This is a genomic window from Nicoliella sp. ESL1106, from assembly GCF_058509965.1.
This window is the reverse complement of sequence record NZ_CP196340.1, coordinates 227,456-252,992: the sequence shown is the minus strand read 5'-3', so window position 1 is coordinate 252,992 and position 25,537 is coordinate 227,456. Positions and strand designations below refer to the sequence as shown.

The window sequence follows — 25,537 nt, the reverse complement described above, 5'->3', positions numbered from 1 at the left end:
TTTTTGATTTAAAAGTTGAGTAACATTTTTTATCCACAACCCTGTTGATAAAAAATTATGAATGTTTCGGAAAATAACTATTTAAAATTAATTTGAGTTGTGTTATTATATTTAGGAATTGTATTGTAAACTTAAATAGAAATTGAACAAGTCTAAGGAGGGTTAGTAATGAAGAGAACTTACCAACCAAAGAAACGTCATCGTGCTCGCGTACACGGTTTCCGTAAACGCATGTTAACTAGTGACGGACGCAAAGTGTTAGCACGTCGTCGTAGAAAAGGCAGAAAATCATTGTCTGTATAGATCACTGACCACCATTCAGTGGTCTTTTTCATTATTATGTATATTTTGAATCGTTACTTGGAGATGGATTATGCGAAAATCATATCGCGTTAAAAAGGAAGCTGACTTCCAGACGGTATTTGAAAACCATAACTCAGTGGCTAATCGGATGTTTGTGATTTATCAAATGGACAAACCTAGTCAACCTCATTTTCGAGTTGGGATTTCTGTTGGTAAAAAAATTGGAAACGCAGTTCATAGAAACTGGGTAAAGCGACGGATCAGACAATCACTTTTAGAATTAAAACCTGCTTTGCGCAGTGATGTTGATATTTTAGTGATTGCTCGTCCCCATGCTTCAGGCCAATCGATGAAAGCCATCAAGTATAATTTGATTCATGTATTAAAATTAGCAAATTTACTTAGTCCTAATTATAGTGAGGATCAAAAAATTGAATAAAAAACTAAAGAGATACTTAGCGTTAGCTTCTGTTTTTAGTTTAGTCTTCCTATTGAGTGCATGTAGTACGACTCCAATTACTAATCATAGTACTGGTTTTTGGGACGGGGGAATTGTTTTAAACTTCTCACGTGCTATCATTTGGTTATCTAAGCTATTCGGTTCCAGTTATGGAATTGGGATTATCGTATTTACGATTATTATCCGAATCATCATTTTACCTTTGATGATTTTCCAAACTCGGAGCATGAAGAAAACGCAAGAAATTCAACCACAGTTAAAGGCATTGCAAAAGAAGTATTCTTCAAAGGATACTGAAACAATGCAAAAGTTGCGTGAAGAACAACAAAAGCTTTATTCAGAAGCTGGTGTTAATCCAATTGCGGGCTGTTTACCATTAATTGTCCAATTGCCGGTTATTTACGCACTTTACCAATCGATTTCAAGAACTGAAATCTTGAAGTCTGGTCAATTTTTATGGCTAAAACTTGGTGATAAAGATCCATTCTTTGTTCTACCAATTTTGGCTGCTTTATTGACTTTTGTTAGTTCATGGCTTGCAATGAAATCTCAACCCGAAAAGAATAGTATGACAACTATTATGACGTTTGGGATGCCATTGATTATCTTCTTTACTGCTTTAAGCGTTCCATCTGCACTATCACTTTACTGGGTGATTACCAATGCGTTCCAAGCTGTCCAAACTCTCGTTCTTCAAAACCCATGGAAAATTCAACGGGAACGTGAAGAAAAGGAATTTGTTCGTAAGGAACATGAACGTAAAGTTGCTAAGGCAATTCGCAAGGCGAAGAAGAGCCGTCGAAAATAAATTTAAACCTTAATTAAAAGACACCAAATCTACTTATTTTGGTGTCTTTTTTTGTTGTTCTTGTGCTATCATTATAATGTTATTCAAAAATTATTGGGGGATTCACATTCATGAACACGTTTACCGGAAAGAATGTTGAGGAAGCGATTCAAAACGGACTCAACAAACTAGCAATCGAAAAAAATCAAGCAAATATTAAAGTAATTCAAACTGAAAAGAAGGGATTTCTTGGCTTTGGCAAGCGCGATGCAATTGTTGAAGTAACGGAAATTCAAAAAACAGCAGAAGAAACACCAAAGTCATCAAGTGATGACCAAGAAATTAATACAAGGGCATCGAATGCTGCTAAGTCAGCTAGCATTGAGTTCAGTCGTTCTCAAAATGAGGATGATGAACCAACTAGTAATTCAGATGAAATTAAAAAAGCAGTTGATCAGCTTCAACAATATTTGGATGCAATTGTAATTCAATTAAGCATCCATGCAACATCAAAAGTAATTTTTAAAAATAGTAAAACGGTTAAGATTGATTTTGAAACAAAAGAAGAAGGATTATTGATTGGTAAGCATGGTTTAACAATCAACGCCCTTCAAACTTTAGCTGAGATTTATTTAAATCGATTAGGAATTTACCATGTCGTTGTTGAATTAGATACCGCTAATTATCGTCAACGGCGCTTAGATATTTTAGAAAAATTGGCAGAAAAGACAGCTCGAGACGTTGTAGCAGAGGGGAAACCAGTTTACTTAGATCCGATGCCATCATTTGAAAGAAAGAAAATTCATAAAACATTAGAGAACCATCAATACGTTCGTACCTACTCGGCTGGAAGAGAGCCCTATCGCGCAGTAGTAGTGGTCCCAAAGTAAAAAAATAAATAAGCAACCAAATTGACAAACCGTTTATATCAATATATGATATAAATGTTATTTGTCGTGTAAAAATTAATATAGCTAGATGAAGTAGTGAAAGTGCTTTATCCACGCGGTTTAAGGGCGTGGTGTGGGCACTTTTTTTGTATTTTAAATTGATTTGAAATGAAAGAAAGGAAGTCATCATATGGCACTAACGACAACTGAATTCGATACCATTGCTGCAATTTCGACTCCGCCTGGTGAAGGTGGGATTGCAATCGTGCGGATTAGTGGTGAAGATGCAATGAAGGTAATTACTGCTATTTATCGTGGAAAAGACCTCAACCAAGTTGCTAGCCATACTATTAATTATGGACATATTGTTGATCCAGCAAACGGCAACGAAACCGTCGATGAGGTAATGGTTTCAGTAATGCGGGCTCCCAACACCTACACCAAAGAAGACGTGATTGAAATTAACTGCCATGGTGGAATTGTTGCAACGAACCGCATCTTACAAATTGTGCTTAGCAACGGGGCGCGTATGGCGAATCCTGGTGAATTTACAGAGCGGGCATTTTTGAATGGGCGAATTGATTTATCACAGTCTGAAGCGGTAATGGATTTGATCGAAGCCAAGACTGATCAGTCCATGAAAGCAGCATTAAATCAATTGGACGGGAATCTCTCCCACCTGATTCGGAACTTACGACAGGACATTTTAGATGTTTTGGCCAACGTTGAAGTCAATATCGATTATCCAGAATATGATGCGGCCGAAACAATGACGACTAAGTTATTGTTAAGTAAGGCCAATGAAGTCAAGGCTAGCTTACAGCAATTATTAAAGACTGCCAAACAGGGGAAGGTGCTCCGTGATGGGTTAGCCACTGCGATTGTTGGTAGGCCCAATGTTGGTAAATCTAGCATTCTCAACCATTTATTGCATGAGGATAAAGCAATTGTTACCAACGTCCCTGGGACGACTCGGGATGTATTGGAAGAATACGTCAATGTTAGTGGGGTGCCACTTAAATTGATCGATACTGCTGGGATTCGGGAAACTGATGACCAAGTGGAAAAAATCGGGGTCGAACGTTCCCGTAAATCAATCAACAGTGCTGATTTAGTACTTCTAGTGCTCAATTCTAGTGAACCACTAACGAACGAAGATCGTGAATTGTTAACCTTGACCAATGATGTGAAACGAATCGTCATTTTAAATAAGACCGATTTACCAACGCAGATTGAATTAGCTGAAGTTGAACAACTAGTTGGTAAGGATAACATCATCTCCACTTCTGCCATGAAGGCTGACGGACTTAGGTCACTTGAGGAACGGATTGCCAAACTCTTCTTTGAAGAGGGAATTGAAAATTCACAATCTAACGTAATGGTAACGAATGCAAGACACATTGGATTGTTGAACCAAGCGACTGCTGCTTTAGATGATGTTATTAACGGAATTGCAAACGACATGCCTGTTGATTTGGTGCAAATTGACATGACTAGTTGTTGGGAGCTTCTGGGTGAAATTACAGGAGATAGCTATAACGACGAGTTGCTTGATCAATTATTCAGTCAATTCTGTTTAGGAAAGTAACTGTGGATAACTTTATTGAAAATAAAAAGTAATTAACATGTGGATAACTTTTTGGAGGAAATTATGAGTGAAATTTTAAGTCACGTTAAGCAGACTTACCAAGGCCCAGACTATGATGTGATCGTAGTTGGGGCCGGACATGCTGGTTGTGAAGCGGCATTAGCAGCGGCCAGAATGGGCAACAAAACATTATTACTTACGATCAACTTAGAAATGGTCGCATTTATGCCATGTAATCCTTCTGTTGGAGGGCCTGCCAAGGGAATCGTGGTGCGTGAGGTCGATGCCCTGGGTGGTGAAATGGGTCGCAACATTGATAAAACCTACATTCAAATGCGGATGCTAAACACGGGTAAGGGCCCTGCAGTGAGAGCCTTACGGGCCCAAGCTGATAAGCATGCCTACCACCGCGCAATGAAGCAAACGATTGAAAATCAACCGAACTTGACGTTACGGCAGGGAATCGTTGATTCATTGATTACCGAAGATGGGGTTTGTAAGGGTGTCGTTACCAACACTGGTGCTAAATATAACGCTAAAACGGTGGTTCTATGTACTGGAACTGCTGCTCGTGGTCGCATTATTATCGGTGAGTTACAATACTCATCCGGGCCTAATAATACCCAACCAGCCCTAGAATTATCCAAGAATTTGGAGAATTTAGGCTTTAAATTAAAGCGGTTCAAAACTGGAACTCCACCACGGGTTGATGGGAATACGATTGACTTTAGTCAAACGACTGAACAACCTGGTGATGAAGAAGTGAACCACTTCAGTTACGAAACGCCAGATAGTCAATACCTTGACCTTAAGAATCAACTGTCATGTTGGTTGACCTACACCAATGAAAAGACCCATGAAATCATTCGGGAAAACTTAGGGCGGGCACCAATGTTTAACGGAACCGTTGAAGGAATTGGACCTCGTTATTGTCCTTCGATTGAAGATAAGGTCGTGCGCTTTGCTGATAAGGATCACCACCAGGTCTTTTTGGAACCAGAAGGACGCGAAACCCAAGAATACTACGTGAATGGGATGTCGACTTCAATGCCAGAAGAAGTTCAACAAAACATGATTCATTCAGTTGCTGGAATGCAAAATGCTGAATTGATGCGGCCTGGTTATGCGATTGAATATGACGTTGTCGATCCATACCAATTGAAACCAACCTTTGAAACTAAGGTATTAAAGAATCTTTATACTGCGGGGCAAACCAACGGGACTTCAGGTTATGAAGAAGCAGCGGGACAAGGGATGTACGCTGGAATTAACGCTGCATTACGCGCCCAAGGCAAGGATCCATTGATTTTGAAACGGAACGAAGCCTATATTGGAGTTATGGTTGATGATCTGGTAACTAAGGGGACCAACGAACCATATCGGTTATTGACTAGTCGGGCTGAGTATCGATTACTTTTGCGGCATGATAATGCTGACATGCGGTTAACTGAAAAGGGATACGAATTAGGCCTTATTTCAGAAGAACGGTATCAAGCATTCTTAGCAAAGAAAGCAGCTGTGGAGGGTGAAATTGAACGCCTGAACAGCATTCGGATCAAGCCGAACGATGAGGTCAACCAATTTATTCAAGAACATGGGGATAAACCGTTACAAGATGGGGTTTTGGCCTCAGTATTTCTACGGCGCCCATATGTTACCTACAACATCTTGAAGCGTTTCATTCCAGAACCAGCTAAGCCACTTGGTCGGCGGGTGATCGAACAAGTTGAAATTCGTACTAAGTACGCTGGCTACATTAAAAAGGCTGAAGAAAACGTTGAAAAATTAAAGAAGATGGAAGCAAAGAAGATTCCTGAAAACATTGATTATGACGCAATTGACGGTCTGGCAACTGAAGCACATCAAAAACTCAAAAAGATCCAACCACACAGTATTGCACAGGCATCACGGATTAGTGGAGTTAATCCTTCTGATATCGCGATCTTAAGTGTTTACATTCAACAGGGACGGATTGCCAAAACTAAATAATCATTATTTAAGAAGTCATGTTGGTATTAAAATGCCAACATGGCTTTTTAATTTTTTCTTATAAACTAATTAAATTAGTATTTAATTTTTAAAAAAGGTATATATTAGTTATAAATTACATAAATTTAGGAGTTTTTCAAATTGAAAGAAAATAAAATATTCCAAGCGATTCGTGACTATGTTTTTCCAGTCGTGTTTGCAATTGTGCTCGTGGTTTTATTAAGGGTTTTTGTTGTTGATAAAATGCGGGTCAGCGGGCCGTCAATGCAGCCTAACTTAAACGATAAGGAATTATTGGTCGTCTGGAAGCTAGCACCGATTAAGCATCAGAGCGTGATTGTTTTTGATGCTAGTGGAGTTGATCCTAGCGCAACCCCGACTGCTGATTATTATGTTAAGCGGGTTATTGGGTTGCCTGGGGATAAAGTCGCCTTTAAAGATGGAACCGTTTATGTTAATGATAAAAAAGTCCCACAGACTTTCATCAGTAAGTATGAAGCAACTACTGGGACACAAGTCCAAAATACTTCTGATGGGATTCCAACCTTTAAAAATTGGGATTTAAAAACCCTATCTAAGTATTGGAAGGTTGATCAAGGTGCCGTTACCGTGCCAAAGGGTAAGTACTTTGTACTAGGTGACCACCGTAGTGTTTCTAATGATAGTCGTTACTGGGGATTCGTTCCAAAGGATAAGATTATGGGCGTGGTTCATGTTTATGGTTGGCCATGGCCGTTCAATAAGTACAATACAAATAGTCAGCAACGTTATAACATCAATTCGTTGGGATATTAGAATTAAAAGTACCTGTGGATAATTTATCCACAGGTACTTTTTTAAGAAAATATCAACATCGCAAACATTTGCTATAAAATGTTATAATATGAATAAATTTGTCAAAATTGAAACGGGAGACGTTATTGTGAAATCAGAAAATAGAGTGATTCAATTTATCTTGGACTATATTTTACCAATTGTGGTAACATTGATAGTCCTTGGATTAGTAAACAACTTTTTAATTACTAAGGTGCGAGTAAGTGGTCCTTCGATGGAACCGAACCTTAAGAACAATCAATCCATTGTTGTTTACCGCCAAGCAAAAATTAAGCATCTAAGTGTGATTGTTTTTAATGCTTCTGGAGAAGATCCCCAAGCATCTGGGAATCCCGATTATTATGTGAAGCGGGTTATCGGACTTCCTGGTGACAAGGTAGCTTTCAAGGCTGGGACGATTTACGTTAATGATAAGAAGGTCTCCCAAACGTTCATTAGTAATTATGAACAAACCACGGGGACTCAGGTGCCAACTTATAAGATTACAAATTGGGACATTAAGAAATTAGCTGCTAATTGGCCGAAGAATAAACAAGCCGTTACGGTTCCCAAGGGTGAATATTTTGTATTAGGTGATCACCGAAGCGTTTCTAACGATAGTCGTTACTGGGGCTTCGTTCCAAAGGATAAGATCATGGGAGTGGTTCACGTCTTTGAATGGCCATGGCCTTTCAACAGCAATAATACTAATAAACAACAACAAAAGAATATTAATTCTTTAGCATATGAATAAAAAAGAAGTTCACATCAATCATGGTGTGAACTTCTTTTTTATTTTTAATAGCTAAATAATATTTATTTTCATTAGAACATTTTGAATAATAGAGTTAAAGTTTGCTTCTGTGAATTGACCTTGCCAAATAATATTATTATTGCCATCCAATACTTGATAATCTTTTGATTCTGAAACAGGCGCTAGTGTAATGTTGATAACACCATTATTGTTTTGGAAATGTTTGACCGAAACATTCCATGTTTTGTGATCAGCTTGGGCTAAAGATTGAACATCTTCAGTAGTTGCTAAGTCACCATTTTGAACTGCCGTTTCAGCATACATCCGAATGTGTTGTTTAATGTTAATCATAATATAATCAGGATCCTTTTATTATGCGTTAATACTTTCAAATCCGTTGTATTGTTCAAATAAATTAGCGAATTTTTGATAATTCTTTAACAAAGCGGGTTCTAAATTAAGTTCTTTACCAGCTTCAAAAGCGGTGTTGAATAGTGAATTCATAAAGTAAGTCGTGTGGAGTTGATCATTTAACTGAATTCCAGTCTTTGCAACCCGCATCGTTTTTTTAAATTCATTAGTTAAAATGTAGTAGTGAGCTAATTGATTACAAATAAAGATGACCTGAATAGAACTGTAATCAAGGCCCTTTTCTGACTTGTAGCTCTTGATAAATTTATCCGCAATGTTGAAGTAGTATTCAGCATTACTGATCTTATCAAGTTTTTTGTAAGAATCACCCTTAATTGTGTAAGCCAAGGTTGTGTAAACGTTAGCATCTTCACTACGGGTGCTTGCAAGAACTTTATCACATTCAAAGATAGCATCTTCGAATTGTCCCTGTCTAAATTTTAAGAATGCGTTGATGAATTGAAATTGGACCAGTGCTTCAGCTTCGATTTGATAATTCTTTAGCTTAGCGATATTGCTTTCAATCTCATCTGCATTTTCATGATTGTAGTTATATAGTGAATGTTCAGCATTATTCAAAAGTGCATCTACGTCACTATCTGGACGGCTAAAGTCAGAAAAGACATCGTTTAATGTGAGGTCAATTCTTTGACATAGCTTGATTAAAATCTTAGTAGTTGGTGGCACATTGTGCTTTTCAATCTTACTAATTGTGTTTTGAGTACAAATATCGCTTGCCAAATCAGTTTGGGTGATATTCTTTTCCTTACGTTGTTGAGCAATTTTACTTCCTAAAAACATATTAATACCTCTCACTTAAAAACATATTTTTTACTGAAAAAGTTCTAAAATTTCACTAACAAAAAGTATCTATCATTCACAAATTAATATGTTATCACAATTATTAAATAAATAATACATGAAAATAGTCACCTTTATAAAATTTTTTGATAATCTTTATTTATATAGATAATATTTAAAAATATGTTTCAAAAAATGCTAAAAATCAGCTAAATCCAATAGATAATAGTAATTGTTTATCTAATATAATGGTATAATTTAATCTGTATTAATATTGAGAAAGGATATGATTTAATGAAGATGATCGATACAATTGAATCTGCTGTTGAATCTGTTAAAGCAAATAGTAACTACAGCATTTCAGATTTAAAAATCATCCCAGAAACACCTTACTGGGCAATGGTGGGACTTGTTAATGAGGGAGATTGCGAAATCCAGTTCCAAGTTCATAACGACCATCAAGTTCGGGTATTGATTCCACTTCAATTGGAAGACTGGGGTGTTTTTGATATCAAGGATTATCCAGAACTATCCACTGTAGAAAACTACTTTGAAAAGTTACCTAATCATCGGGTCGATGGTAGTGATTTTAAAATTTATTATTATCGTCCATACCATTGTTTAACGACCACTGTTGATTTAAATGATGTTAATTTAACTGCTGTGATTGAAAAAATGACAAGCACTTATGATGATATTGCCAAATCAAAAGCTTAGTTGATTGCCTTGATTGAGGGCTCCTTGTTAAGGGGGCTCTTTTTTAATTCTACTAATTTGCTTTAATTGGGTGAAAATTATAGTATAGTTACAAATATTTTTAAAACTATTAGCGTAGGGGGAATCGAGAATGGCAAATGAGTTAAATAACACCGATTTAGAACGTTTTAAATCTGCATATAATCGGCAACCACAAGCAGACGTTATTTCGAGAGCAATCCAGGAAAATGGAATTAATAAGGTTGCGATTGATAATCAAGTAAAAGTACGGTTAAATCCAACATTCTCAATTGATTTAAAAGCAAGTGAAAATGATCAAATCACTGATCAAAAACAAGCTGGTTTTTGTTGGATGTTTGCATTAATGAATGTTTTACGGCATGAATTTATTAAAAAGTATAATGTAAAGGGATTTCAACTATCATCTAACTTCTTATTCTTTTGGGATAAAATCGAACGGGCCAATGCATACTATGATCAAATTATTAGAACGGCTGCTAAGGATACAAGTGATCGTGAATTATCAGTGTACTTATCATCACCAGATGAAGACGGTGGTGAGTGGGATATGGCCGTTGCGCTTGTCCAAAAGTATGGGGTATTGCCAGACGCAGCATTTCCAAGAACGCAAGTTGCTAACAATACCGCTGAGTTCGACCGATTATTGTCATTCAAACTACGGCGGGATGGAATGAAGCTTCGCGAACTAATTAACAATGGTGCCAACCCAGATGAAATCAGTAAATTTAGAAAACAAATGTTAACTGAAGTTTACCGCATTGTTGCGATGAGTATTGGCGTACCGCCAAAAACGTTTGATTTTGAATACCGAGATGATAAGGACAATTATCATATTGATAAAAATATTACCCCCAAACAATTTTATGATAAGTATTTTGGAATTGATTTGAATCAATATATTTCCGTATGTAATTATCCCCATCGTGCTTATAACAAACTATACCAACAATCAGTATCGGATAACGTGGTAGGGGGCCAACACATTCATTATTTGAACTTACCAATGGCGGATCTAAAACGAATGGCGTTACAACAGCTAAAGGATGGCGAACCAGTTTGGTTCGGTAACGATGTGGGTGCTCAATCCGATACTAAACCAGGATTACTAGATAGTAAGCTATATCGTCGTGATCGGTTATTTAATGTTGATTTAGACATGACTAAGAAGCAACGTTTTGAATATTCTGAGGCGCAAGCTTCCCATGCAATGACGTTCACCGGAGTCGACGTTATTGATGGAAAGACGACTAAATGGCAAGTAGAAAATAGTTGGGGCAGCAAAGTCGGTGAATCGGGCTATTTCACGATGGCTGATGACTGGATGGAAGACTTTGTTTATGAAGTGATTGTTAAAAAGCAGTATTTAACTGATGAACAGCAAAGAATGCTCACACAGACCCCAATCGAATTGAACGCATGGGATTAATATGAAATTGGAGGAACGATAATGACAGAAAATAATAATAAATTAACTGATGCTGACATTGCAGCACTTGAAGAAGATTATGCTAAGCAACCTCAAGCAGATGTAATTGCTCGTGCAATCCAACAAAATGGTGTCAATAACGTTGCAAAGGATCCAAAAGCTGCCGTTCGGACTAACCATGTTTTTTCAGTGGAAGTTAAGACCGGTGGAGTGACTAATCAACGGCAAAGTGGGCGTTGCTGGTTATTTTCGCTTACAAATAACTTACGGCATCAATTTGCTGAAAAGTATGGTGTAAAGGACTTTGAACTATCGCAAAGCTACCTCTTTTTCTGGGATAAAATTGAACGTGCGAACATTTTTTATGATCGGATGATTAGTACGGCTAATTTACCAACTACAGATCGAACAGTTCAATTTTATCTTGCGGGGCCTGGTAATGATGGTGGCCAATGGGCAATGTCAGCTGCGTTGGTCCAAAAATATGGGGTCGTTCCCACGAGCGTTTTCCCAGAAAATAACGTTACCAAAAATACTCGCGACCTTAATTCATTATTGAACTTAAAATTACGGCGTGATGGAATGCGTTTACGGAATTTAGTGAATGACGGCGTTAGTGATGAAGAACTAACGCAAGCACGGCAAAAAATGTTGAGTGAAGTTTACCGCATCGTTGGGTATTCAGTCGGGGTTCCACCTGAAAAATTTGATTTTGAGTATCGGGATGATAAACAAAACTACCATTTAGACCAAGGGTTAACTCCCAAGCAATTTTTTGATAAGTACTTTACAGATGATCTGGATGATTATGTGGTACTTTCTAATGCTCCTGATAAGGAGTACAACCAACTATATAGTTTGCCTAGTCAAAATAACGTTGTCGGTGGCAAACAAATTCAATTTTTAAATCTACCAATGAATGTTTTGAAGGCAACTGCCATTCAACAACTAAAGGATGGCGGGACCGTTTGGTTTGGCAATGACGTTGTTGAACAATCGGAACGCAAAGAGGGGATTTTAGATGCTAATCTTTATCATCGAGCTGAATTGTTTAATATTGATCTGGTGATGAGTAAAGCCGAACGTTTTCAATACCATCAAGCTGAAGTTTCACATGCAATGGTGTTAACTGGAGTTGACTTAGTTAATGATGAACCCGTCCGTTGGAAAGTAGAAAATAGTTGGGGCGATAAGAACGGCAACAAGGGCTACTTTACTATGGATGACAGCTGGATGGATGCATTTGTTTACGAAGTAGTGATCAATAAGAAGTATCTTTCCGATGCCCAACGCGATTTATTGAACCAATCGCCAGTCGAATTAGCTCCATGGGATTCCCTAAGTTAAATTGTAATGAAAGCGTAGGACTGATGTAATTCAAGTCATACGTTTTTTTGTGGTAAAATAAATGGGAAAGAGACTGGGGGCGACACACAGATGGCAAAACGCTTTAAATTATTAGAGGAATCTTTTACTGGCGTTTCAGTATATGTTGATCGTGAAACTGGCGTTGAATATGGTGGATATGGTAGTTCTTTGATTCCACTGTTGGACGCTAATGGTTCCGTTAAAATTAATGCCAAAACTGCCGAAAAGTTATTGGCTGAAAAAAGGCGAAAAAAAACAAGGGATGACTAGTTGGGGGAATTAGGATGCTATTATGGCTTCACATCATTTTTGCTTTGATTATGATTATCTCTACAGTGATGGCCCTATCGCTTAGTAGTGGCAACCAATTCTATGTAATGATAGTTCGGTTTTGTTACTTAGTTTTTATTGTTAGTGGAATAGTTTTATTCCCGCACGCCTGGGCGCGCAGTCCATTTCTTGCCGTGGCTAAAGTAGTTGCAGCGTTTGGATTAATTGGTGTCATTGAGGTTTCATTTGCAAAACAAAAGCATAATCAACTCAATAAACGGATGGTTTTAATTTTAGCGACGCTTCTAATAGTAGTAATTTTACTAGGGGTTATCGTTGCTGGTGGCCATCCGTTTGTGAGATAAAAAAAGACACTCAATGAGTGTCTTTTTTAACCCCTTTTGATCACTGCAACTCCCTTATTTTCAGGCATTTCACTGTTGTTTAATAGGAAAACGTTTCCGCCAAATCCAATGACGGTAATGGCAAGGTCATTTAAAATATGGTTTTTAGCTTCTTGGGAAGCAGCAGTATTAATAATTAGGGCATCGATTCGTCCAGCTGGTGCTAGCTTTACAATGTCGTCTAATTTATCACTGGTTAGTTCCATTTGACTAGCTTCATGGTAGTGCACTTTAATGTTTTTGATTGCTGCATCAAAAAGGTGATGTGATCTTTGGATGTGCTTGAACTGGGTATCCATGATTAGTTCAATGATTTTCATGGTATCATCCATAATGATCGATTCATTAACTTCATGGTTTAATTTAAATACTTTTAAAATTGTTGGACCAACATAAATCGCAAGCCCCTTGGTATTTCTCGCGCCGAGCATTCTCGGAATCCGCATTTTATTGAATTTATCTTGATATGGAGACCAATCTTTATCGGGATATTTATTAACAAAGGAATTTTTCACCCGATTACCTAAATTGGTAACAAAGTCACGATCACGAACGTTATCAAGTGGGACAAAAATTGAAATAAATGGTCCTGGTTGTGATTCCAAAGTTAACATACTGCGTAATTGTAAGTTAGTAGCCATCCATGAGTCCTCCAAGTCTTATAATAATTATAATTTAGTATATCACGATTTATATTTTGGTTGTAATAATAACAATTAATGTGATAATGTTACACGTGAAACAATTTAGGGAGGTGTGAAACATCAAGTTTACAATCAATTTGGATGCGCAATTAGCCGATCAAATTAAGCGCGCTGCTGAAGTTGAACATCGGACGGTCGATGAATATATTAAAAATGTGTTGAGAACGACCGTTAAAAGTGGTACCTTAGAGCAGCGCCAGTTTGTTGGTCGCACCGTGAGTGGGGATCAAATTAGCAAAAAGAGCAGACTGGTTTTAATGCAGGGGATTTACTACCGTTATGACCTACTGAATGAATCACAACCATCTGCTTCGGCAGAATATGAAGTGGTGGGGACCAATGGAAACGTGTTATTGCTTCGGCAAAAATAAAAAAGGAGGCCTTTAAGATGCCATTTGGATTAAAAATCGTTAAACAAAATTGCGAAGGGTTAGTTGAAACCCTAGGGAAGTACAGTCGAACCGTTCAATCAGGGTTAAATGTTTACGTTCCATTTTTACAAAAGATTAGGACCGTTAGCCTTGCAATGCGCCCAATCTCATTGAAGAAGTATTCGATTATCACTAAGGATAATGCGGAAGTTTCCGCTAGCGTGACTTTAAATTATCACGTTACTGATTCAGCTAAATACCAATATGAAAATACGGATTCAGTTGAATCAATGTCCCAATTAGTACGGGGGCATTTACGTGATATCGTGGGGCGAATGGACTTGAACGAAGTGCTCGGCTCCACCGCTAAAATTAACCAGGATTTAGCTGAGGCCATCGGTGATTTAACTAATACATACGGAATCAACGTTGACCGCATTAATATTGATGAATTGACACCATCTTCAGCGATTCAAGAAGCAATGGATAAGCAATTAACCGCTGATCGGGAACGTAAGGCTGAAATTTCAAAGGCCGAAGGGGATGCCCAGTCAATTCAACTGCGGACCAAGGCACAAAACGAAGCCTTAATTGCCACTGCTAACGCCAATGCCAAAGCAACGCGAATTAAAGCTGATGCTGAAAAATATCGAATTGATACGATTCAGTCTGGATTAGCGAATGCTGATGAAAAATACTTTGAAAATCAATCGATCAATGCCTTTGCTGGATTAGCTCAATCTGATAGTAACTTAATCGTGACACCAATCGATCAAGCTGATCAATACGGTCGGATGGCGAGTTTAAAGAAGATTTGGGATGCCAATGATAAAAAGTAGCTTCAGTTATTTAATTTAAAAAGCGATATTAAAAATATCGCTTTTTTGCTTTTAAAATTAATTTCTGATATATTTAAATTGTTTCATATTGATTATCAACGGAGATGATATTTATGGTTCTTAGAAAGAAATCATTACTAAGCATGTTATTACTAACTTCACTAGCTGGTTCAATCTTTGTTGCTAGTGATTTTGAAACGAAGGCCAATGCAAGTAAGCCTACATATGTAAAGTCTTTCCCTAAGAGTATTCAGGGGACTTGGTATACTTACATTGGCTTTGATGGCAGCAAGAAAAAGTTATATACACTGCATCTAAATGCAAGTGCAACGAAATTCCATCCTTATAATGCAAAGCTTCAAAAGGAAGTTTCTAAGACGGCTGCTTGGTCATATGCAACTGTGTTTAAGTATAATGGCAATACCTGGTATAATTTCCGTGGTTGGCAACAATCTGCTGGAGACGGGTCTTTTTATAGCGTTAAAACAATTGGGGGTCATCGGGTGTTAACCGAAGCTGAAGGAGCTACGATTTCAGTTATCGCGCATTACTACCAGACCAAATCACTCGCCAAGAAAATTGGTCCAAAAAAATATAGTGGATTTGATTACCAATCAGGCTATTAAAATGTAAGAACTAAATATTATTTTCTGAGCGTCCTAATTTGAGGGCGCTTTTTTAATTTTTCATTTGATAATGAATGGTGTAAGATATAAATCAATACACGATTGTGTATTAGTAATGCTGGTTGATCAGTAAAATTAATAATCCTATCTTTTCAAAGCAAAATCGGATAATTAGAAATACTAGATATTAAAATTAGGAGGGATTCGTGATATAGATGCTAACCAATATTATTGATGTAATTATTTGGATTAATGCGGGACTAGCGTTGTTGACCGTGTTTAGACAAAAACGTGATATTGCAGCCACCTGGGCGTGGTTATTGGTACTCTCGTTTTTACCAGGGGTGGGCTTTATTATCTACGCTTTTTTGGGGCGGAAGCTCCCCAAGAAACGGTTATTTAGATTTCAAGCGCAAAACGTTGCCAACATGCGCAAGATTTTGGATAAGCAATTAGGGATGTTTAAAAACGTCCAGTCGATTCCAGCTGATCGGGTGGCTTATAAGTCACGGGGACTGATTCGATTATTTGATAATATGGACGATTCATTCCTAACCCGTAAAAATGCCGTCACCGTATTTACCGATGGCAATCAACTTTTTAATCGGTTGTTGACTGAGGTTAAAGCTGCTAAGCACAGTATTAACATTGAATTTTACACTTTTTATAGTGATCAGATTGGGACTCAAATGCGTGACTTGTTAGTTGAAAAGGCTAAGCAGGGGGTCACGGTGCGGGTGATTTATGATAGTTGGGGCTCGATGGGAACCAATGCAAAGTTCTTTAAACCACTTACTGAAGCTGGTGGAATTGCAGAACCATTTTTACATACGCATTCAGCCATTTTTGATTTTCGGATTAATTTTAGGGATCACCGCAAAATCGTTGTAATTGATGGCAAGGTAGGCTATGTCGGTGGTTTTAACATTGGTGATCAATACCTGGGGCGCAAGAAAAAGTTCGGCCACTGGCGTGACACCCACATTCGCGTGGTTGGCGCCGGGGTGTTCGGGTTGCAGTCGCAGTTCATCCTAGACTGGAACGCCACTGACGATAAGCATCCAATGGATGACGACAGTCCAGAACACTTCCCTGTAACTGAGGTGGATGGAAGTACTGATATGCAAATCGTGACCAGTGGGCCTGATTCTGATATGGAACAAATCAAGGTCGGCTACATTAAGTTGATTCAAATGGCGGAACGGACCTGTTGGATTCAATCGCCATATTTGATTCCAGATGATAGCATGATTGATGCGCTCCGCATTGCTGCGATGTCAGGGGTCGATGTTCGAATTATGGTACCATGTAAGCCGGATCACCCATTCGTTTATCGGGCGACGCAGTACTATGCTCGCCAACTAGCTGATGATGGAATTAAAATCTATTTCTACCAGAATGGCTTTATTCATTCTAAAACAATGGTAATTGATGGGAAGGTCGCTTCAGTCGGGTCAGCCAATCTTGATTACCGCAGCTTTAAGCTGAATTTCGAAATTAATGCGTTTATGTACGATGAAAAAATCGGCGAAGAGCTAGTTAATATTTATAAACAAGATATGGCAAGTAGTAAGCTGATTACATCGGAAATGTTTAGTCAACAATCAAGGTGGCTGCGGTTTAAGCAGCAATTTAGTAGACTATTGGCACCAATCTTATAATAAACAAAGTCATGATTTAATCATGTAATGTTAAGACGTTATTGGCAGTTGATATTTATCTAAGGGTATTAAAAAAATAACTTTAACGCAAAAAAACGGCACTGAAAGTAAATTCAGCGCCGTTTTCTTAATTATTAGGCTTACTTACGATACTTATGCATCATAAGCAAGTGAGGTGATTCAATTTAAATTAACCTTGGTTGTTCTTGAAGCGTGGATCAGCAGGCTTAGTTTTTGGAATGCCACCCATTGCTTCAGGGTTTTCTTGGAATTCGAACTTGTGACCATCCTTAGCCACTTGTCCTTCAAAGGCCCGAGAACCGTCGCCATCAGAGAAGTTCATGATGGTGTGGGCAAATTCTGAATGTTCGATGTCACCCATGTCACCAGGGACGATCACACCGTATTTTTCTTCCAATTCTTCTTGAGCCTTCATGAATTGAAGTTGGTGTTGAGTTTCACGAGCTAATAAGAACTTAAGCATGTCGCGAACTCCTTCATCTTCAGTCATGTAGTAAAGCCGACTAACTTGAAGGCGGGCTTCTGATTCACGAACCACGTTGAAACGCATGTCGGCAACGAGGTTCCCACTTGAAGTAACGTAACCGGCGTTCCAAGCGGCACCGTTAGGGTTGTTCAGACTAGCAGTCATTCCGTGAACGAGGCCGTGTTCTGGATCCATCCCACCGATAACGGCAGCAAGGGAGGGGTCCTTTTTGATTGCTTCTTCAGTCGCAGTGGTTGGCGCACCTTCTAAGAGGTAACCAATCATCGTGGAAATCATTTCCACGTGTCCAATTTCTTCTGTCCCGGTATCGAGAAGTAAATCTTTATATTTTTCATCTCCAGTGGATGCCCAACCTTGGGAAAGGTATGACATCATCCCAGTGGTTTCACCCCATTGGCCACCAAGAGCTTCTTGTAGACGACGTGCCATTAATGGATCTGGACGATCAGGCTTAGCGTTGTATTGCAATTTACGAGTGTGTTTAAACATAAAGATTTTCCCTCTTTCTTAAAATATAATGTTCTGAAACAGAATTCATAACGATAATAATTAATTACATCGTGTACGATATAATATACCACGACCTATTTTGCGTGTCTATTATTATCTTTCATAAATGGATCCAGAAGGGGCAATTTAGCAGAGTCATATCAACGATAAAATGCGCCATGGCAGAATTTTATCACGAAATCAAAAATATTAATTTTTTTGATTCGCATACTAAAATAAAAAAGCCAGTTCGAATTTTAAGTTCGAACTGGCTTTTAGTTTAGGCTTGTTTGCGAGTAGCACAATCACAATGTCTAGAATTGGCATTAGTGGCTTGTTGCTTGTTTTTAGCTTCTGTTTTTTCCATTGATACTTTACTCATGGTAATTAATTCCTCCCCGTCAATAGATAAAAAGACCACACAGCCCCGTATGGTCTTTTTATAGATTTCAAAAGAAAGTTTTTAGGATAGTAATAATTAGCTCAATACATTGGATATTCACAATGTACATTATTGTAATAATAGTACAAAAAAGATACAAAATCAAGCGATTCGTCACTTTTCCTTGAAAGATGCCTAACTTTTATTTACCCCAACTCCATGGATCTTGGCGCCACTTTAATAGTGATTTATGATCTTCAGGAGTAATCAATGATTCATCCTTAGCCTGTTCAATTAAGCTAGAATAGTTAGTGAGGGTGGTCAATGGAATTTTGGCATCTGCAAAGTTTTTAGTGCTGTCTGATAGTTCATAGGTAAAAATAGCAGCAACCCCAATGACTTTTGCATCAGCTTCCTTATCAACCGCCTTAGCAGCATCTAAGACACTACCACCAGTTGAGATTAAATCGTCAATCAATACGACCTTTGCATCGGCTGGGAGATGGCCTTCGATTTGCCGTCCTTGACCGTGGTCCTTAGGCTTGGAACGAACGTAGACCATTGGTAAGTTTAGTCGATCTGCAACTAGTGCGGCATGCGGAATCCCTGCAGTTGCTACCCCGCCGATTACGTTGGCTTCTGGATATGCAATCTTAATCATGTTGGCCAGGCCATCGGCAATTTGGGTTCTTAAATCAGGATAGCCAATCGTGAGTCGGTTATCAGTGTAGATCGGCGATTTGATTCCACTAGCCCAGGTAAATGGCTTGTTGGGTGATAAAGTGACTGCGTTGATTCTGAGTAGTCCTGATGCGATTTGTTTTTCAATTTTAAGTGCCATGTTAATTATCCTTCCCATTCTTGTTTAATAATTTGATATGCAGCTTGTGGGTCTTTTGCCTGGGTAATTGCCCGCCCCACAACGATTCCGTTACTACCCAATTCACGGGCTTGAGCGGGAGTGGTGATTCGTTTTTGATCATCGGTACTATTATTTTTCAACCGAATCCCTGGGTTGATACATAGAAATTCGTTGCCAGCAGCATCATGAATTAGTGGCGTTTCTAGTGCTGATGAGATGGTTCCATCGGCTCCATTGGTAGCGGCTAACTTAGCTAAGTGGGTGACTGATTCTTTGAGACTAGCGTCAACTAATTGTTCTGATTGCATTTGCGCTTCTGAAGTGGATGTTAATTGGGTCACCGCTAATAATTTTGCAGGGGTGCCATTAATGGTCTGACTCCCGTTGATTAAACCGCGCTTGGCAGCTTGAATCATTTCAGCTCCACCAGCAGCGTGGATCGTGGTCATTTGAACGTCGAGGCGCCCAATTTGTTCTGCCGCTTTTTCAACGGTGTGGGGAATGTCATACAGTTTTAAATCAAGAAACACTTTGACGCCCATTTTACGTAATTTAGTAATAATACTAGGTCCCGCAAAGTAAAATAATTCCATCCCAACCTTTACAAATAGTTCTTCAGGATGGGTAAACCGATTTAGAAAATCAAAACAAATTTGTTGGTTTTTAAAATCCAGCGCAATAATAATTGGTCTCATCAGTTTCACCTTTCTATATAAAAAAGCCGACCAGTCTGTAAGACTAGCCGGCTTTAAAGCACTCCCGATTAAGCGGAAATGGATAGAAATATGCACCGTCAATTGCTAGCCTCACAGGACTAATTTAAAATGCTTTGTAATTACATGTATTCTACCTTGAATATAATTATTAATCAAGGCTTATTTTTGATTCTTAATGACCCGTACTCTAATCACAGCATTGATTTGGGATAGGTTATCAATTACTGCTTGGGTTGGTTCTTGATCTAAATCAATGACAGTATAGGCAGTGTGTTCCTTAGCGGCGTTACTCATTCCTTCGATGTTTAAGTCGTAATCAGCCACCTTAGTAGCGATTTGTCCCACCATGTTTGGAATGTTTTCGTGAATTAACGTAATTCGGTAAGGAGTATTGAATGGAACGTTTAAGTCGGGCAGGTTTAATGCGCCCTTAACGTTTCCAGTTTCGAGGTAGGTCATGATGATGTTGGCACCCCGAACGGAACCGTTAGCTTCTGCTTCTTCAGTTGATCCACCAATATGGGGAGTGACAACGATATCGTCGTTATCGCGGAGAATGTCTTGACCAAAATCAGTGATGTATGAAGCCACGTGCTTAGCGTTGATGGCATCTACAACGGCTTGGTTATCAACAATGCCTAGGCGTGAGTAGTTCAATAGGTGAACGCCATCTTTCATGGCTTTAATTTCATCTGCACCAATTAATCCAGTCGTGTCTTCTGTCTTTGGAACGTGGACGGTTACAAAGTCAGCGTCGCTAATCGCTGCCTTCATTGAATTAGCACGTTCAATTTGGTTCGAAACGTTCCAAGCTGCATCTGATGAAAGGAATGGGTCAAAACCAATTACTTCCATCCCTAAGTCGCGCGCAGCATTGGCAACTAATGAACCCACGTGTCCCAAACCAATAACGGCTAATTTCTTGCCTAGTAATTCAGTTCCCTTGAAGCGGTCATTGGTCTTCTTCATCAGTGAGATATCGATGTCAATGTGTTCAGCAGTGTACTTGGTTACTGAGAATAAGTGACGAGCGGAAGCTACGAGCATGGCGATCACTAATTCTTTGACGGCATTGGCGTTACTACCAGGGGTGTTAAAGGCTGCGATTCCGGCTTCGGTAACGCGGTCCAATGGGATGTTGTTGAAACCAGCACCAGCCCGAGCAATCACCTTTAATTTTTCTGGAAATTCTGCTTCGTGTAGGTCAACAGAACGAATTAAGTATGCATCTGCATTATCAGTTTGGTTAACTTGGTATTGATCTGATAAGTTGTCGATTCCGGCTTGTGAAATTGCGTTATAAGTTTTTACGTTGTACATTTTAAAATTCCTCCTAGTGGGTTTGTTCAAATTTGTGTAGGCAATCAACTAATGCTTTGGCACCATCAATTGGCATGGCGTTGTAAAGACTGGCTCTAAGTCCGCCAACGCTTCTGTGGCCCTTAACGCTCATAAGGTCGTTTTGGGTCGCAAAGTCAACGAATTGAGCATCTAAATCTGCGTTGCCAGTCGAGAATGTGATGTTAGTCAATGACCGTTGTGATGGTTTGACATGGTTCTTGAATAATTTGGATTCATCAAGATAGTCGTATAATACGGCTGCCTTTTGTTTGTTGATCTTTTCCATTTCATCAACGCCGCCGAGGTTTTTAAGCCACTGGGTAACTAGCCCTGCGACATAGATTGGAAATACTGGTGGCGTGTTGAACATCGAATCTTTTTTAACGTATGGTTCATAATTCAGAATCTTTGGCGTGTGTTCTGCAGGGTCGATTAAATCTTTTCTAACGATGACGATCGTGACCCCAGCGGGTGCCAGGTTCTTTTGTGCTCCTGCAAAGATCAATCCAAAGTCACTTACGTTGTAACGTTCTGCCATGAAGTTGGATGACATATCACCTACGAGGGTGATGTCCTTATGGTCAGGCAGGATGGCATTGTGATAAGTAGTACCTTCAATCGTGTTATTAAGGGTTGTGTATAGGTAGTCATACTCACTAGATGATAGTTCGCGATCTGGATATGGTAGTGATTGGTACTTTTCAGCCTTGGTATTACCAACGACATCCACCGTATATCCTAAGTCAGCAGCTTCGGTAGCAGCTCCAGATGCCCAATGGCCACTATCGAGCAATGCGATTTTACGATGATGATTGGCTAGGTTAAGTGGTACGGCAGCAAATTGACCAGTTCCACCACCTTGACAAAATAGGACTTCATAATTATCAGGAACTTGAAGCAGATCTTTCAAATCTTGCTTAGTGTTATCCAAAATATCTTGAAAACGCTGGGTACGGTGTGAAATCTCTAAAATGCTCATTCCGCTACCCTGGAGCGATGGGAGCTCCCTTTGAATTTGATCCATGACTGGCTTTGGTAAGACCGCTGGACCAGCTGAAAAATTATAAACTGTCATCAATTAAGACCCCTTATGTGGATTTTTTATAAAAAAGTGGAAACAAAAAGCCCCCGCAATAATTTCACTGCGGGAGCTTCTTCAAGGGTATAATTCCCGGTCCCGCAGTGATGTAGAAGACATCTATGCAAGACCAGACTAAAGTGTCATTTTAAATAGGCCTACATAAATGTCACTGTAGACCGAGAGGAACTTTTTGAGCTAACGATATTAAATTTATTTAGATTATAAATAGTAATGTTCATTAGAAATCCTCCCCTTCTTTATAACCTAAATTTAACACACCTCTTTTTAAAATGCAATATAAAATTAAAAATGCTTTTGTTTTGAGATATTAGATATGAGATAATTATAGAAAATTAACCTTGGAGGGACCAACATGACTGATTTTTATTTTGTACGCCACGGCCAGACCGCTGCTAATGCGGCGGGCTTAAAGCAGGGATGTATTAACACCCCGATTACCTATCTTTCTGAGAAGGGTAAGCAACAAGCCCAAAATTTATACGAAAACTTTGATATTTCCTTTGCGGATCGGATTATCGCTAGTCCTTTGAAGCGGACTCAAGATACGGCTGCTTATTTGAACCAGACTGCGAAACTCCCGATTACTTTGGATAAACGGGTGCTAGAAATTTCATATGGTAAGTGGGATGGTAAGAAGAATGCTGACTTACAAAGAGACCATCCTGAAGTGTTCGATCCTGTCTTAAACGATGTATTACCATCATATTCATTGTTAGCAGATGGTGAAACTTTTGATTCTGTGATTCAACGGGTTGATGACTTTATGCTTGACGTTAATAAGCAAGGTGTTGACCAAAAAATCATTGTAGTAACGCATGGCTTTACGATCAAAGCCGCTGTTTTAGCTGCACTAGGCAACCCGACTGACGTAATGGTGATTCAAGAACCAGATAATACGACGGTGACAAAAATTACCCTACAAAATGATAACTACTATGTAAAGTACTTTAATCGAAGTGCTGACGCAGACTTTTAAGGAGCGAACCATGCAAAGTTTACCCAACCGTGTTAAGTTAGTATGGCTATTTAGCGCCCTGATCGAGGCCTGTTTTTGGGTGCTCGGCAGCGCTGCTTACGCCTTTATTATTAATATATGGTCGTGGTTACCGCATTTCGGGACATTCATTATCATTGGTCTAGGAATCCTGTCCGTTGTCACGCAATTATTGTTGATTCCATACCGTTATCGTTTCTATCACTTTCGGGTCAACGAGACCGACGTTGAGATCGAAAAGGGCTTCTTTTTTAGACACCACATTGCAATTCCAATCGCGCGGGTGCAAAACGTTGACTTGAATCAGGGACCATTGTTGATCAGCCAGAAGTTATACCAGATCGACATTGATACTGGGGGTTCGAGCCATTCAATCGATGCCCTCACCAAGCAGCATGCCGAAGAGTTAAAGAATCGGGTCATGCAACTAGCATTGGAGGCCAAGAATGCACAATAAACACTTGCATCCGTTGGCGATATTAATGTTTATCGGTGAAGCGTTTAAAAATGGGTGGGTTACCCTGGTCGTTTTTTTCTTAGCGAATCGGAATCCATTTTTAAGCGTAGCCATCTTTCTGGTTTTAATAGCGATTTTAGCCGTTATTAAATACGCTACCTTTCGCTACTCGATTTTGCCGAACGAGCTATTTATTCGTCACGGAATTATTTTCAAGAAACAACGCCACGTTCCATATGATCGAATTCAAACGATTCAAAATCGGCAGTGGTTCTTCTTGCGACCGTTCGGAGTCGAAGAGGTGGTAGTCAACACCGCTGGATCAGACGACCGTAAGAGTCAGGTTAAGCTCCCCGCAGTTAATACTTCAATCGCACCGTTGATCGAAAAGTATCATCGCAATGCAACTGGAAGTGAAGTTTCAGAAGAGCAAACCACTGAACAAGAATTACATTCAACTCAAGCTAAATCGGGCGATCAATACCGCATTAACGGTACAGACATGTTCACGTTTGGACTGACCGATATCCACTTTTTCGGTGAAATTTTTGCCCTTGTGGCGATCTTGAACGAATTACACTTGAACGTAGGAAGCGCAATCAATGTTTACAATAACTTTGCGACTAGCATTTACCGTATCGTGGAGTCAATCATCTTTTTGGTGCTACTGTTGATGCTAGTTGGGTTAGTCAAAACATTCATCAAGTTTTATAAGTTCACCTTAACGAAGCAGGGTGATCATCTGGTGATTGAAAAGGGCTTTTTCCAACGTAAGACGATTAATCTGCCGATCAATAAGATTCAAGCGGTGATTTTTAAGCAAAACGCAGTTCGGCAACTATTTCACTTAACGACCGTTCAAATGGACTTGGTCACAAACTCTGGTCGTGATGATGAAAAAAGTGTCGTAACCGTAATGCCCGTAGTCAAGGATCAAAAGGCGTTTCAAGTCGTGAATCATTTTATTGACTTAATTCCCAATCGGCAAATTAATTTTAAGGCTGGTGATCACTATAGTCAGTGGCTCTTTGCTAGAAACGGCGTGTTTTGGATCCTGGTCTTTTTAGGTTCTTTAACTGGGGTTGCCTTTTTTACCAATTTCGGGAGTACCTGGATGGTAGTCCTCACGGTGATTATCGTTGTCCTGGCGATTTTAAATGGAATCTATAAGGGGCGGGTGACTGCCGTAACGCAGATTAATGCGGACCAAATTGCGGTTCAGACTGCCAGTTTATTAACCCGTGAGACCCAGATAATCAATTGGCACCAAATTCAAAGCATCAACCTCCGTCAGTCGATTTGGATGGTACGTTCCAAACGCGCCCACCTATCAATTGATATTCGCCGCGGGTTTAAAGCCGAAGCAAATGATTATCGTTACCTGCCAGAGCAACAGGCACGGGCGATTTTTGATTGGTACCGTAATTTTGTTAAATAATCTTGATTGGAATCCAGTTAAAATATTTCAAAAAGCCATTATTAA

The 25,537-nt window shown here is 39.1% G+C and carries 28 protein-coding genes; 20 read left to right on the top strand and 8 right to left on the bottom strand.

Going from position 1 to position 25,537, the window contains the following annotated elements; translation table 11 throughout:
- Nucleotides 1–168: 168 nt before the first annotated feature.
- The 8 genes from rpmH to lepB (ACSVI6_RS01125) all read left to right on the top strand — a co-directional run bounded on the left by rpmH (nt 169) and on the right by lepB (ACSVI6_RS01125) (nt 7,584).
- Nucleotides 169–303 (top strand): 50S ribosomal protein L34, encoded by a 135-nt coding sequence (gene rpmH / locus ACSVI6_RS01160; protein WP_491716907.1) that lies wholly within the window; start codon nt 169–171, stop codon nt 301–303.
- Between the two features lie 70 nt (nt 304–373).
- On the top strand, nt 374–742 hold the full coding sequence (gene rnpA / locus ACSVI6_RS01155) for a ribonuclease P protein component (RefSeq protein ID WP_491716906.1): 369 nt from the start codon (nt 374–376) through the stop codon (nt 740–742).
- Nucleotides 735–1,571, top strand: a complete 837-nt coding sequence (gene yidC, locus ACSVI6_RS01150) for a membrane protein insertase YidC (protein ID WP_491716905.1) — start codon at nt 735–737, stop codon at nt 1,569–1,571. The genes rnpA and yidC overlap by 8 nt, the downstream gene beginning before the upstream one ends.
- Before the next feature lie 110 nt (nt 1,572–1,681).
- Complete coding sequence (gene jag / locus ACSVI6_RS01145; protein ID WP_491716904.1) at nt 1,682–2,440, top strand: RNA-binding cell elongation regulator Jag/EloR; 759 nt, start codon at nt 1,682–1,684, stop codon at nt 2,438–2,440.
- A gap of 190 nt (nt 2,441–2,630) precedes the next feature.
- Nucleotides 2,631–4,028 (top strand): tRNA uridine-5-carboxymethylaminomethyl(34) synthesis GTPase MnmE, encoded by a 1,398-nt coding sequence (mnmE, locus tag ACSVI6_RS01140; RefSeq protein ID WP_491716903.1) that lies wholly within the window; start codon nt 2,631–2,633, stop codon nt 4,026–4,028.
- A 63-nt stretch (nt 4,029–4,091) separates the two neighbouring features.
- Nucleotides 4,092–6,017 (top strand): tRNA uridine-5-carboxymethylaminomethyl(34) synthesis enzyme MnmG, encoded by a 1,926-nt coding sequence (gene mnmG, locus ACSVI6_RS01135; protein WP_491716902.1) that lies wholly within the window; start codon nt 4,092–4,094, stop codon nt 6,015–6,017.
- Between the two features lie 141 nt (nt 6,018–6,158).
- On the top strand, nt 6,159–6,812 hold the full coding sequence (lepB, locus tag ACSVI6_RS01130) for a signal peptidase I (RefSeq protein WP_491716901.1): 654 nt from the start codon (nt 6,159–6,161) through the stop codon (nt 6,810–6,812).
- 127 nt (nt 6,813–6,939) lie between these two features.
- Nucleotides 6,940–7,584 (top strand): signal peptidase I, encoded by a 645-nt coding sequence (lepB, locus tag ACSVI6_RS01125; protein ID WP_491716900.1) that lies wholly within the window; start codon nt 6,940–6,942, stop codon nt 7,582–7,584.
- Between the two features lie 51 nt (nt 7,585–7,635).
- Here the strand turns inward: lepB (ACSVI6_RS01125) and ACSVI6_RS01120 are convergent, their stop codons facing one another.
- Together ACSVI6_RS01120 and ACSVI6_RS01115 are read right to left on the bottom strand one after the other, a co-directional pair.
- Entirely contained in the window at nt 7,636–7,935 is a 300-nt protein-coding gene (locus ACSVI6_RS01120) for a hypothetical protein (RefSeq protein WP_491716899.1), read from the bottom strand.
- A gap of 21 nt (nt 7,936–7,956) precedes the next feature.
- A complete protein-coding gene (locus ACSVI6_RS01115; protein ID WP_491716898.1) occupies nt 7,957–8,796 on the bottom strand; it encodes a helix-turn-helix domain-containing protein in 840 nt (279 codons plus the stop codon).
- A 294-nt stretch (nt 8,797–9,090) separates the two neighbouring features.
- On the opposite strand from ACSVI6_RS01115, the gene ACSVI6_RS01110 reads away from it, so the two are divergent.
- The 5 genes from ACSVI6_RS01110 to ACSVI6_RS01090 all read left to right on the top strand — a co-directional run bounded on the left by ACSVI6_RS01110 (nt 9,091) and on the right by ACSVI6_RS01090 (nt 12,963).
- Nucleotides 9,091–9,513 carry a hypothetical protein gene (locus ACSVI6_RS01110; RefSeq protein ID WP_491716897.1) on the top strand — a complete coding sequence of 141 codons (423 nt, stop codon included), beginning with the start codon at nt 9,091–9,093 and terminating at the stop codon, nt 9,511–9,513.
- A gap of 130 nt (nt 9,514–9,643) precedes the next feature.
- Nucleotides 9,644–10,960 (top strand): C1 family peptidase, encoded by a 1,317-nt coding sequence (locus ACSVI6_RS01105; protein WP_491716896.1) that lies wholly within the window; start codon nt 9,644–9,646, stop codon nt 10,958–10,960.
- Nucleotides 10,961–10,981: 21 nt separating this feature from the next.
- Nucleotides 10,982–12,307, top strand: a complete 1,326-nt coding sequence (locus tag ACSVI6_RS01100) for a C1 family peptidase (RefSeq protein ID WP_491716895.1) — start codon at nt 10,982–10,984, stop codon at nt 12,305–12,307.
- Between the two features lie 90 nt (nt 12,308–12,397).
- A complete protein-coding gene (locus ACSVI6_RS01095) occupies nt 12,398–12,598 on the top strand; it encodes a DUF6440 family protein (RefSeq protein WP_491716894.1) in 201 nt (66 codons plus the stop codon).
- 14 nt (nt 12,599–12,612) lie between these two features.
- Nucleotides 12,613–12,963: a DUF1516 family protein gene (locus tag ACSVI6_RS01090; protein ID WP_491716893.1), complete on the top strand. Its 351-nt coding sequence runs from the start codon at nt 12,613–12,615 to the stop codon at nt 12,961–12,963.
- 26 nt (nt 12,964–12,989) lie between these two features.
- Here ACSVI6_RS01090 and ACSVI6_RS01085 read toward each other — a convergent pair whose 3' ends face one another.
- Nucleotides 12,990–13,643: a hypothetical protein gene (locus ACSVI6_RS01085; protein WP_491716892.1), complete on the bottom strand. Its 654-nt coding sequence runs from the start codon at nt 13,641–13,643 to the stop codon at nt 12,990–12,992.
- 140 nt (nt 13,644–13,783) lie between these two features.
- Here ACSVI6_RS01085 and ACSVI6_RS01080 point away from each other — a divergent pair, with 140 nt between their 5' ends.
- The 4 genes from ACSVI6_RS01080 to cls all read left to right on the top strand — a co-directional run bounded on the left by ACSVI6_RS01080 (nt 13,784) and on the right by cls (nt 17,203).
- Nucleotides 13,784–14,077 carry a toxin-antitoxin system HicB family antitoxin gene (locus ACSVI6_RS01080; protein ID WP_491716891.1) on the top strand — a complete coding sequence of 98 codons (294 nt, stop codon included), beginning with the start codon at nt 13,784–13,786 and terminating at the stop codon, nt 14,075–14,077.
- 17 nt (nt 14,078–14,094) lie between these two features.
- Nucleotides 14,095–14,916 carry an SPFH domain-containing protein gene (locus ACSVI6_RS01075; RefSeq protein ID WP_491716890.1) on the top strand — a complete coding sequence of 274 codons (822 nt, stop codon included), beginning with the start codon at nt 14,095–14,097 and terminating at the stop codon, nt 14,914–14,916.
- Nucleotides 14,917–15,029: 113 nt separating this feature from the next.
- Nucleotides 15,030–15,542, top strand: a complete 513-nt coding sequence (locus tag ACSVI6_RS01070; RefSeq protein WP_491720771.1) for a hypothetical protein — start codon at nt 15,030–15,032, stop codon at nt 15,540–15,542.
- Nucleotides 15,543–15,757: 215 nt separating this feature from the next.
- Nucleotides 15,758–17,203, top strand: a complete 1,446-nt coding sequence (gene cls / locus ACSVI6_RS01065) for a cardiolipin synthase (RefSeq protein ID WP_491716888.1) — start codon at nt 15,758–15,760, stop codon at nt 17,201–17,203.
- A gap of 190 nt (nt 17,204–17,393) precedes the next feature.
- On the opposite strand, the gene ACSVI6_RS01060 is transcribed toward cls, so the two are convergent.
- From ACSVI6_RS01060 to serC, 5 genes are all read right to left on the bottom strand, one after another.
- Entirely contained in the window at nt 17,394–18,200 is an 807-nt protein-coding gene (locus ACSVI6_RS01060) for a manganese catalase (protein WP_491716887.1), read from the bottom strand.
- 584 nt (nt 18,201–18,784) lie between these two features.
- Nucleotides 18,785–19,423, bottom strand: coding sequence for an orotate phosphoribosyltransferase (gene pyrE / locus ACSVI6_RS01055; protein WP_491716886.1), 639 nt, complete (start codon nt 19,421–19,423; stop codon nt 18,785–18,787).
- Nucleotides 19,424–19,428: 5 nt separating this feature from the next.
- Nucleotides 19,429–20,139: an orotidine-5'-phosphate decarboxylase gene (gene pyrF / locus ACSVI6_RS01050; protein WP_491716885.1), complete on the bottom strand. Its 711-nt coding sequence runs from the start codon at nt 20,137–20,139 to the stop codon at nt 19,429–19,431.
- 180 nt (nt 20,140–20,319) lie between these two features.
- On the bottom strand, nt 20,320–21,480 hold the full coding sequence (locus ACSVI6_RS01045) for a phosphoglycerate dehydrogenase (RefSeq protein WP_491720770.1): 1,161 nt from the start codon (nt 21,478–21,480) through the stop codon (nt 20,320–20,322).
- A gap of 13 nt (nt 21,481–21,493) precedes the next feature.
- Nucleotides 21,494–22,576 (bottom strand): 3-phosphoserine/phosphohydroxythreonine transaminase, encoded by a 1,083-nt coding sequence (serC, locus tag ACSVI6_RS01040; protein WP_491720769.1) that lies wholly within the window; start codon nt 22,574–22,576, stop codon nt 21,494–21,496.
- 379 nt (nt 22,577–22,955) lie between these two features.
- Here serC and ACSVI6_RS01035 point away from each other — a divergent pair, with 379 nt between their 5' ends.
- Genes ACSVI6_RS01035 through ACSVI6_RS01025 form a run of 3 tightly spaced genes read left to right on the top strand, consistent with a single transcriptional unit; the run spans nt 22,956 to nt 25,492 of the window.
- Nucleotides 22,956–23,579: a histidine phosphatase family protein gene (locus tag ACSVI6_RS01035; protein ID WP_491716882.1), complete on the top strand. Its 624-nt coding sequence runs from the start codon at nt 22,956–22,958 to the stop codon at nt 23,577–23,579.
- Nucleotides 23,580–23,589: 10 nt separating this feature from the next.
- On the top strand, nt 23,590–24,054 hold the full coding sequence (locus ACSVI6_RS01030; RefSeq protein ID WP_491719853.1) for a PH domain-containing protein: 465 nt from the start codon (nt 23,590–23,592) through the stop codon (nt 24,052–24,054).
- Complete coding sequence (locus ACSVI6_RS01025) at nt 24,044–25,492, top strand: PH domain-containing protein (RefSeq protein WP_491720768.1); 1,449 nt, start codon at nt 24,044–24,046, stop codon at nt 25,490–25,492. The genes ACSVI6_RS01030 and ACSVI6_RS01025 overlap by 11 nt, the downstream gene beginning before the upstream one ends.
- The last annotated feature ends 45 nt before the right edge of the window (nt 25,493–25,537 follow it).

What these genes read in the sequence shown, in the direction of transcription:
- rpmH (WP_491716907.1), top strand. Translation starts at nt 169, where the DNA reads ATGAAGAGAACTTACCAACCAAAGAAACGTCATCGTGCTCGCGTACAC.
- rnpA (WP_491716906.1), top strand. Translation starts at nt 374, where the DNA reads ATGCGAAAATCATATCGCGTTAAAAAGGAAGCTGACTTCCAGACGGTA.
- jag (WP_491716904.1), top strand. Translation starts at nt 1,682, where the DNA reads ATGAACACGTTTACCGGAAAGAATGTTGAGGAAGCGATTCAAAACGGA.
- mnmE (WP_491716903.1), top strand. Translation starts at nt 2,631, where the DNA reads ATGGCACTAACGACAACTGAATTCGATACCATTGCTGCAATTTCGACT.
- mnmG (WP_491716902.1), top strand. Translation starts at nt 4,092, where the DNA reads ATGAGTGAAATTTTAAGTCACGTTAAGCAGACTTACCAAGGCCCAGAC.
- ACSVI6_RS01120 (WP_491716899.1), bottom strand. Translation starts at nt 7,935, where the DNA reads ATGATTAACATTAAACAACACATTCGGATGTATGCTGAAACGGCAGTT.
- ACSVI6_RS01115 (WP_491716898.1), bottom strand. Translation starts at nt 8,796, where the DNA reads ATGTTTTTAGGAAGTAAAATTGCTCAACAACGTAAGGAAAAGAATATC.
- ACSVI6_RS01110 (WP_491716897.1), top strand. Translation starts at nt 9,091, where the DNA reads ATGAAGATGATCGATACAATTGAATCTGCTGTTGAATCTGTTAAAGCA.
- ACSVI6_RS01105 (WP_491716896.1), top strand. Translation starts at nt 9,644, where the DNA reads ATGGCAAATGAGTTAAATAACACCGATTTAGAACGTTTTAAATCTGCA.
- ACSVI6_RS01100 (WP_491716895.1), top strand. Translation starts at nt 10,982, where the DNA reads ATGACAGAAAATAATAATAAATTAACTGATGCTGACATTGCAGCACTT.
- ACSVI6_RS01095 (WP_491716894.1), top strand. Translation starts at nt 12,398, where the DNA reads ATGGCAAAACGCTTTAAATTATTAGAGGAATCTTTTACTGGCGTTTCA.
- ACSVI6_RS01090 (WP_491716893.1), top strand. Translation starts at nt 12,613, where the DNA reads ATGCTATTATGGCTTCACATCATTTTTGCTTTGATTATGATTATCTCT.
- ACSVI6_RS01085 (WP_491716892.1), bottom strand. Translation starts at nt 13,643, where the DNA reads ATGGCTACTAACTTACAATTACGCAGTATGTTAACTTTGGAATCACAA.
- ACSVI6_RS01075 (WP_491716890.1), top strand. Translation starts at nt 14,095, where the DNA reads ATGCCATTTGGATTAAAAATCGTTAAACAAAATTGCGAAGGGTTAGTT.
- ACSVI6_RS01070 (WP_491720771.1), top strand. Translation starts at nt 15,030, where the DNA reads ATGGTTCTTAGAAAGAAATCATTACTAAGCATGTTATTACTAACTTCA.
- cls (WP_491716888.1), top strand. Translation starts at nt 15,758, where the DNA reads ATGCTAACCAATATTATTGATGTAATTATTTGGATTAATGCGGGACTA.
- ACSVI6_RS01060 (WP_491716887.1), bottom strand. Translation starts at nt 18,200, where the DNA reads ATGTTTAAACACACTCGTAAATTGCAATACAACGCTAAGCCTGATCGT.
- pyrE (WP_491716886.1), bottom strand. Translation starts at nt 19,423, where the DNA reads ATGGCACTTAAAATTGAAAAACAAATCGCATCAGGACTACTCAGAATC.
- pyrF (WP_491716885.1), bottom strand. Translation starts at nt 20,139, where the DNA reads ATGAGACCAATTATTATTGCGCTGGATTTTAAAAACCAACAAATTTGT.
- ACSVI6_RS01045 (WP_491720770.1), bottom strand. Translation starts at nt 21,480, where the DNA reads ATGTACAACGTAAAAACTTATAACGCAATTTCACAAGCCGGAATCGAC.
- serC (WP_491720769.1), bottom strand. Translation starts at nt 22,576, where the DNA reads ATGACAGTTTATAATTTTTCAGCTGGTCCAGCGGTCTTACCAAAGCCA.
- ACSVI6_RS01035 (WP_491716882.1), top strand. Translation starts at nt 22,956, where the DNA reads ATGACTGATTTTTATTTTGTACGCCACGGCCAGACCGCTGCTAATGCG.
- ACSVI6_RS01030 (WP_491719853.1), top strand. Translation starts at nt 23,590, where the DNA reads ATGCAAAGTTTACCCAACCGTGTTAAGTTAGTATGGCTATTTAGCGCC.
- ACSVI6_RS01025 (WP_491720768.1), top strand. Translation starts at nt 24,044, where the DNA reads ATGCACAATAAACACTTGCATCCGTTGGCGATATTAATGTTTATCGGT.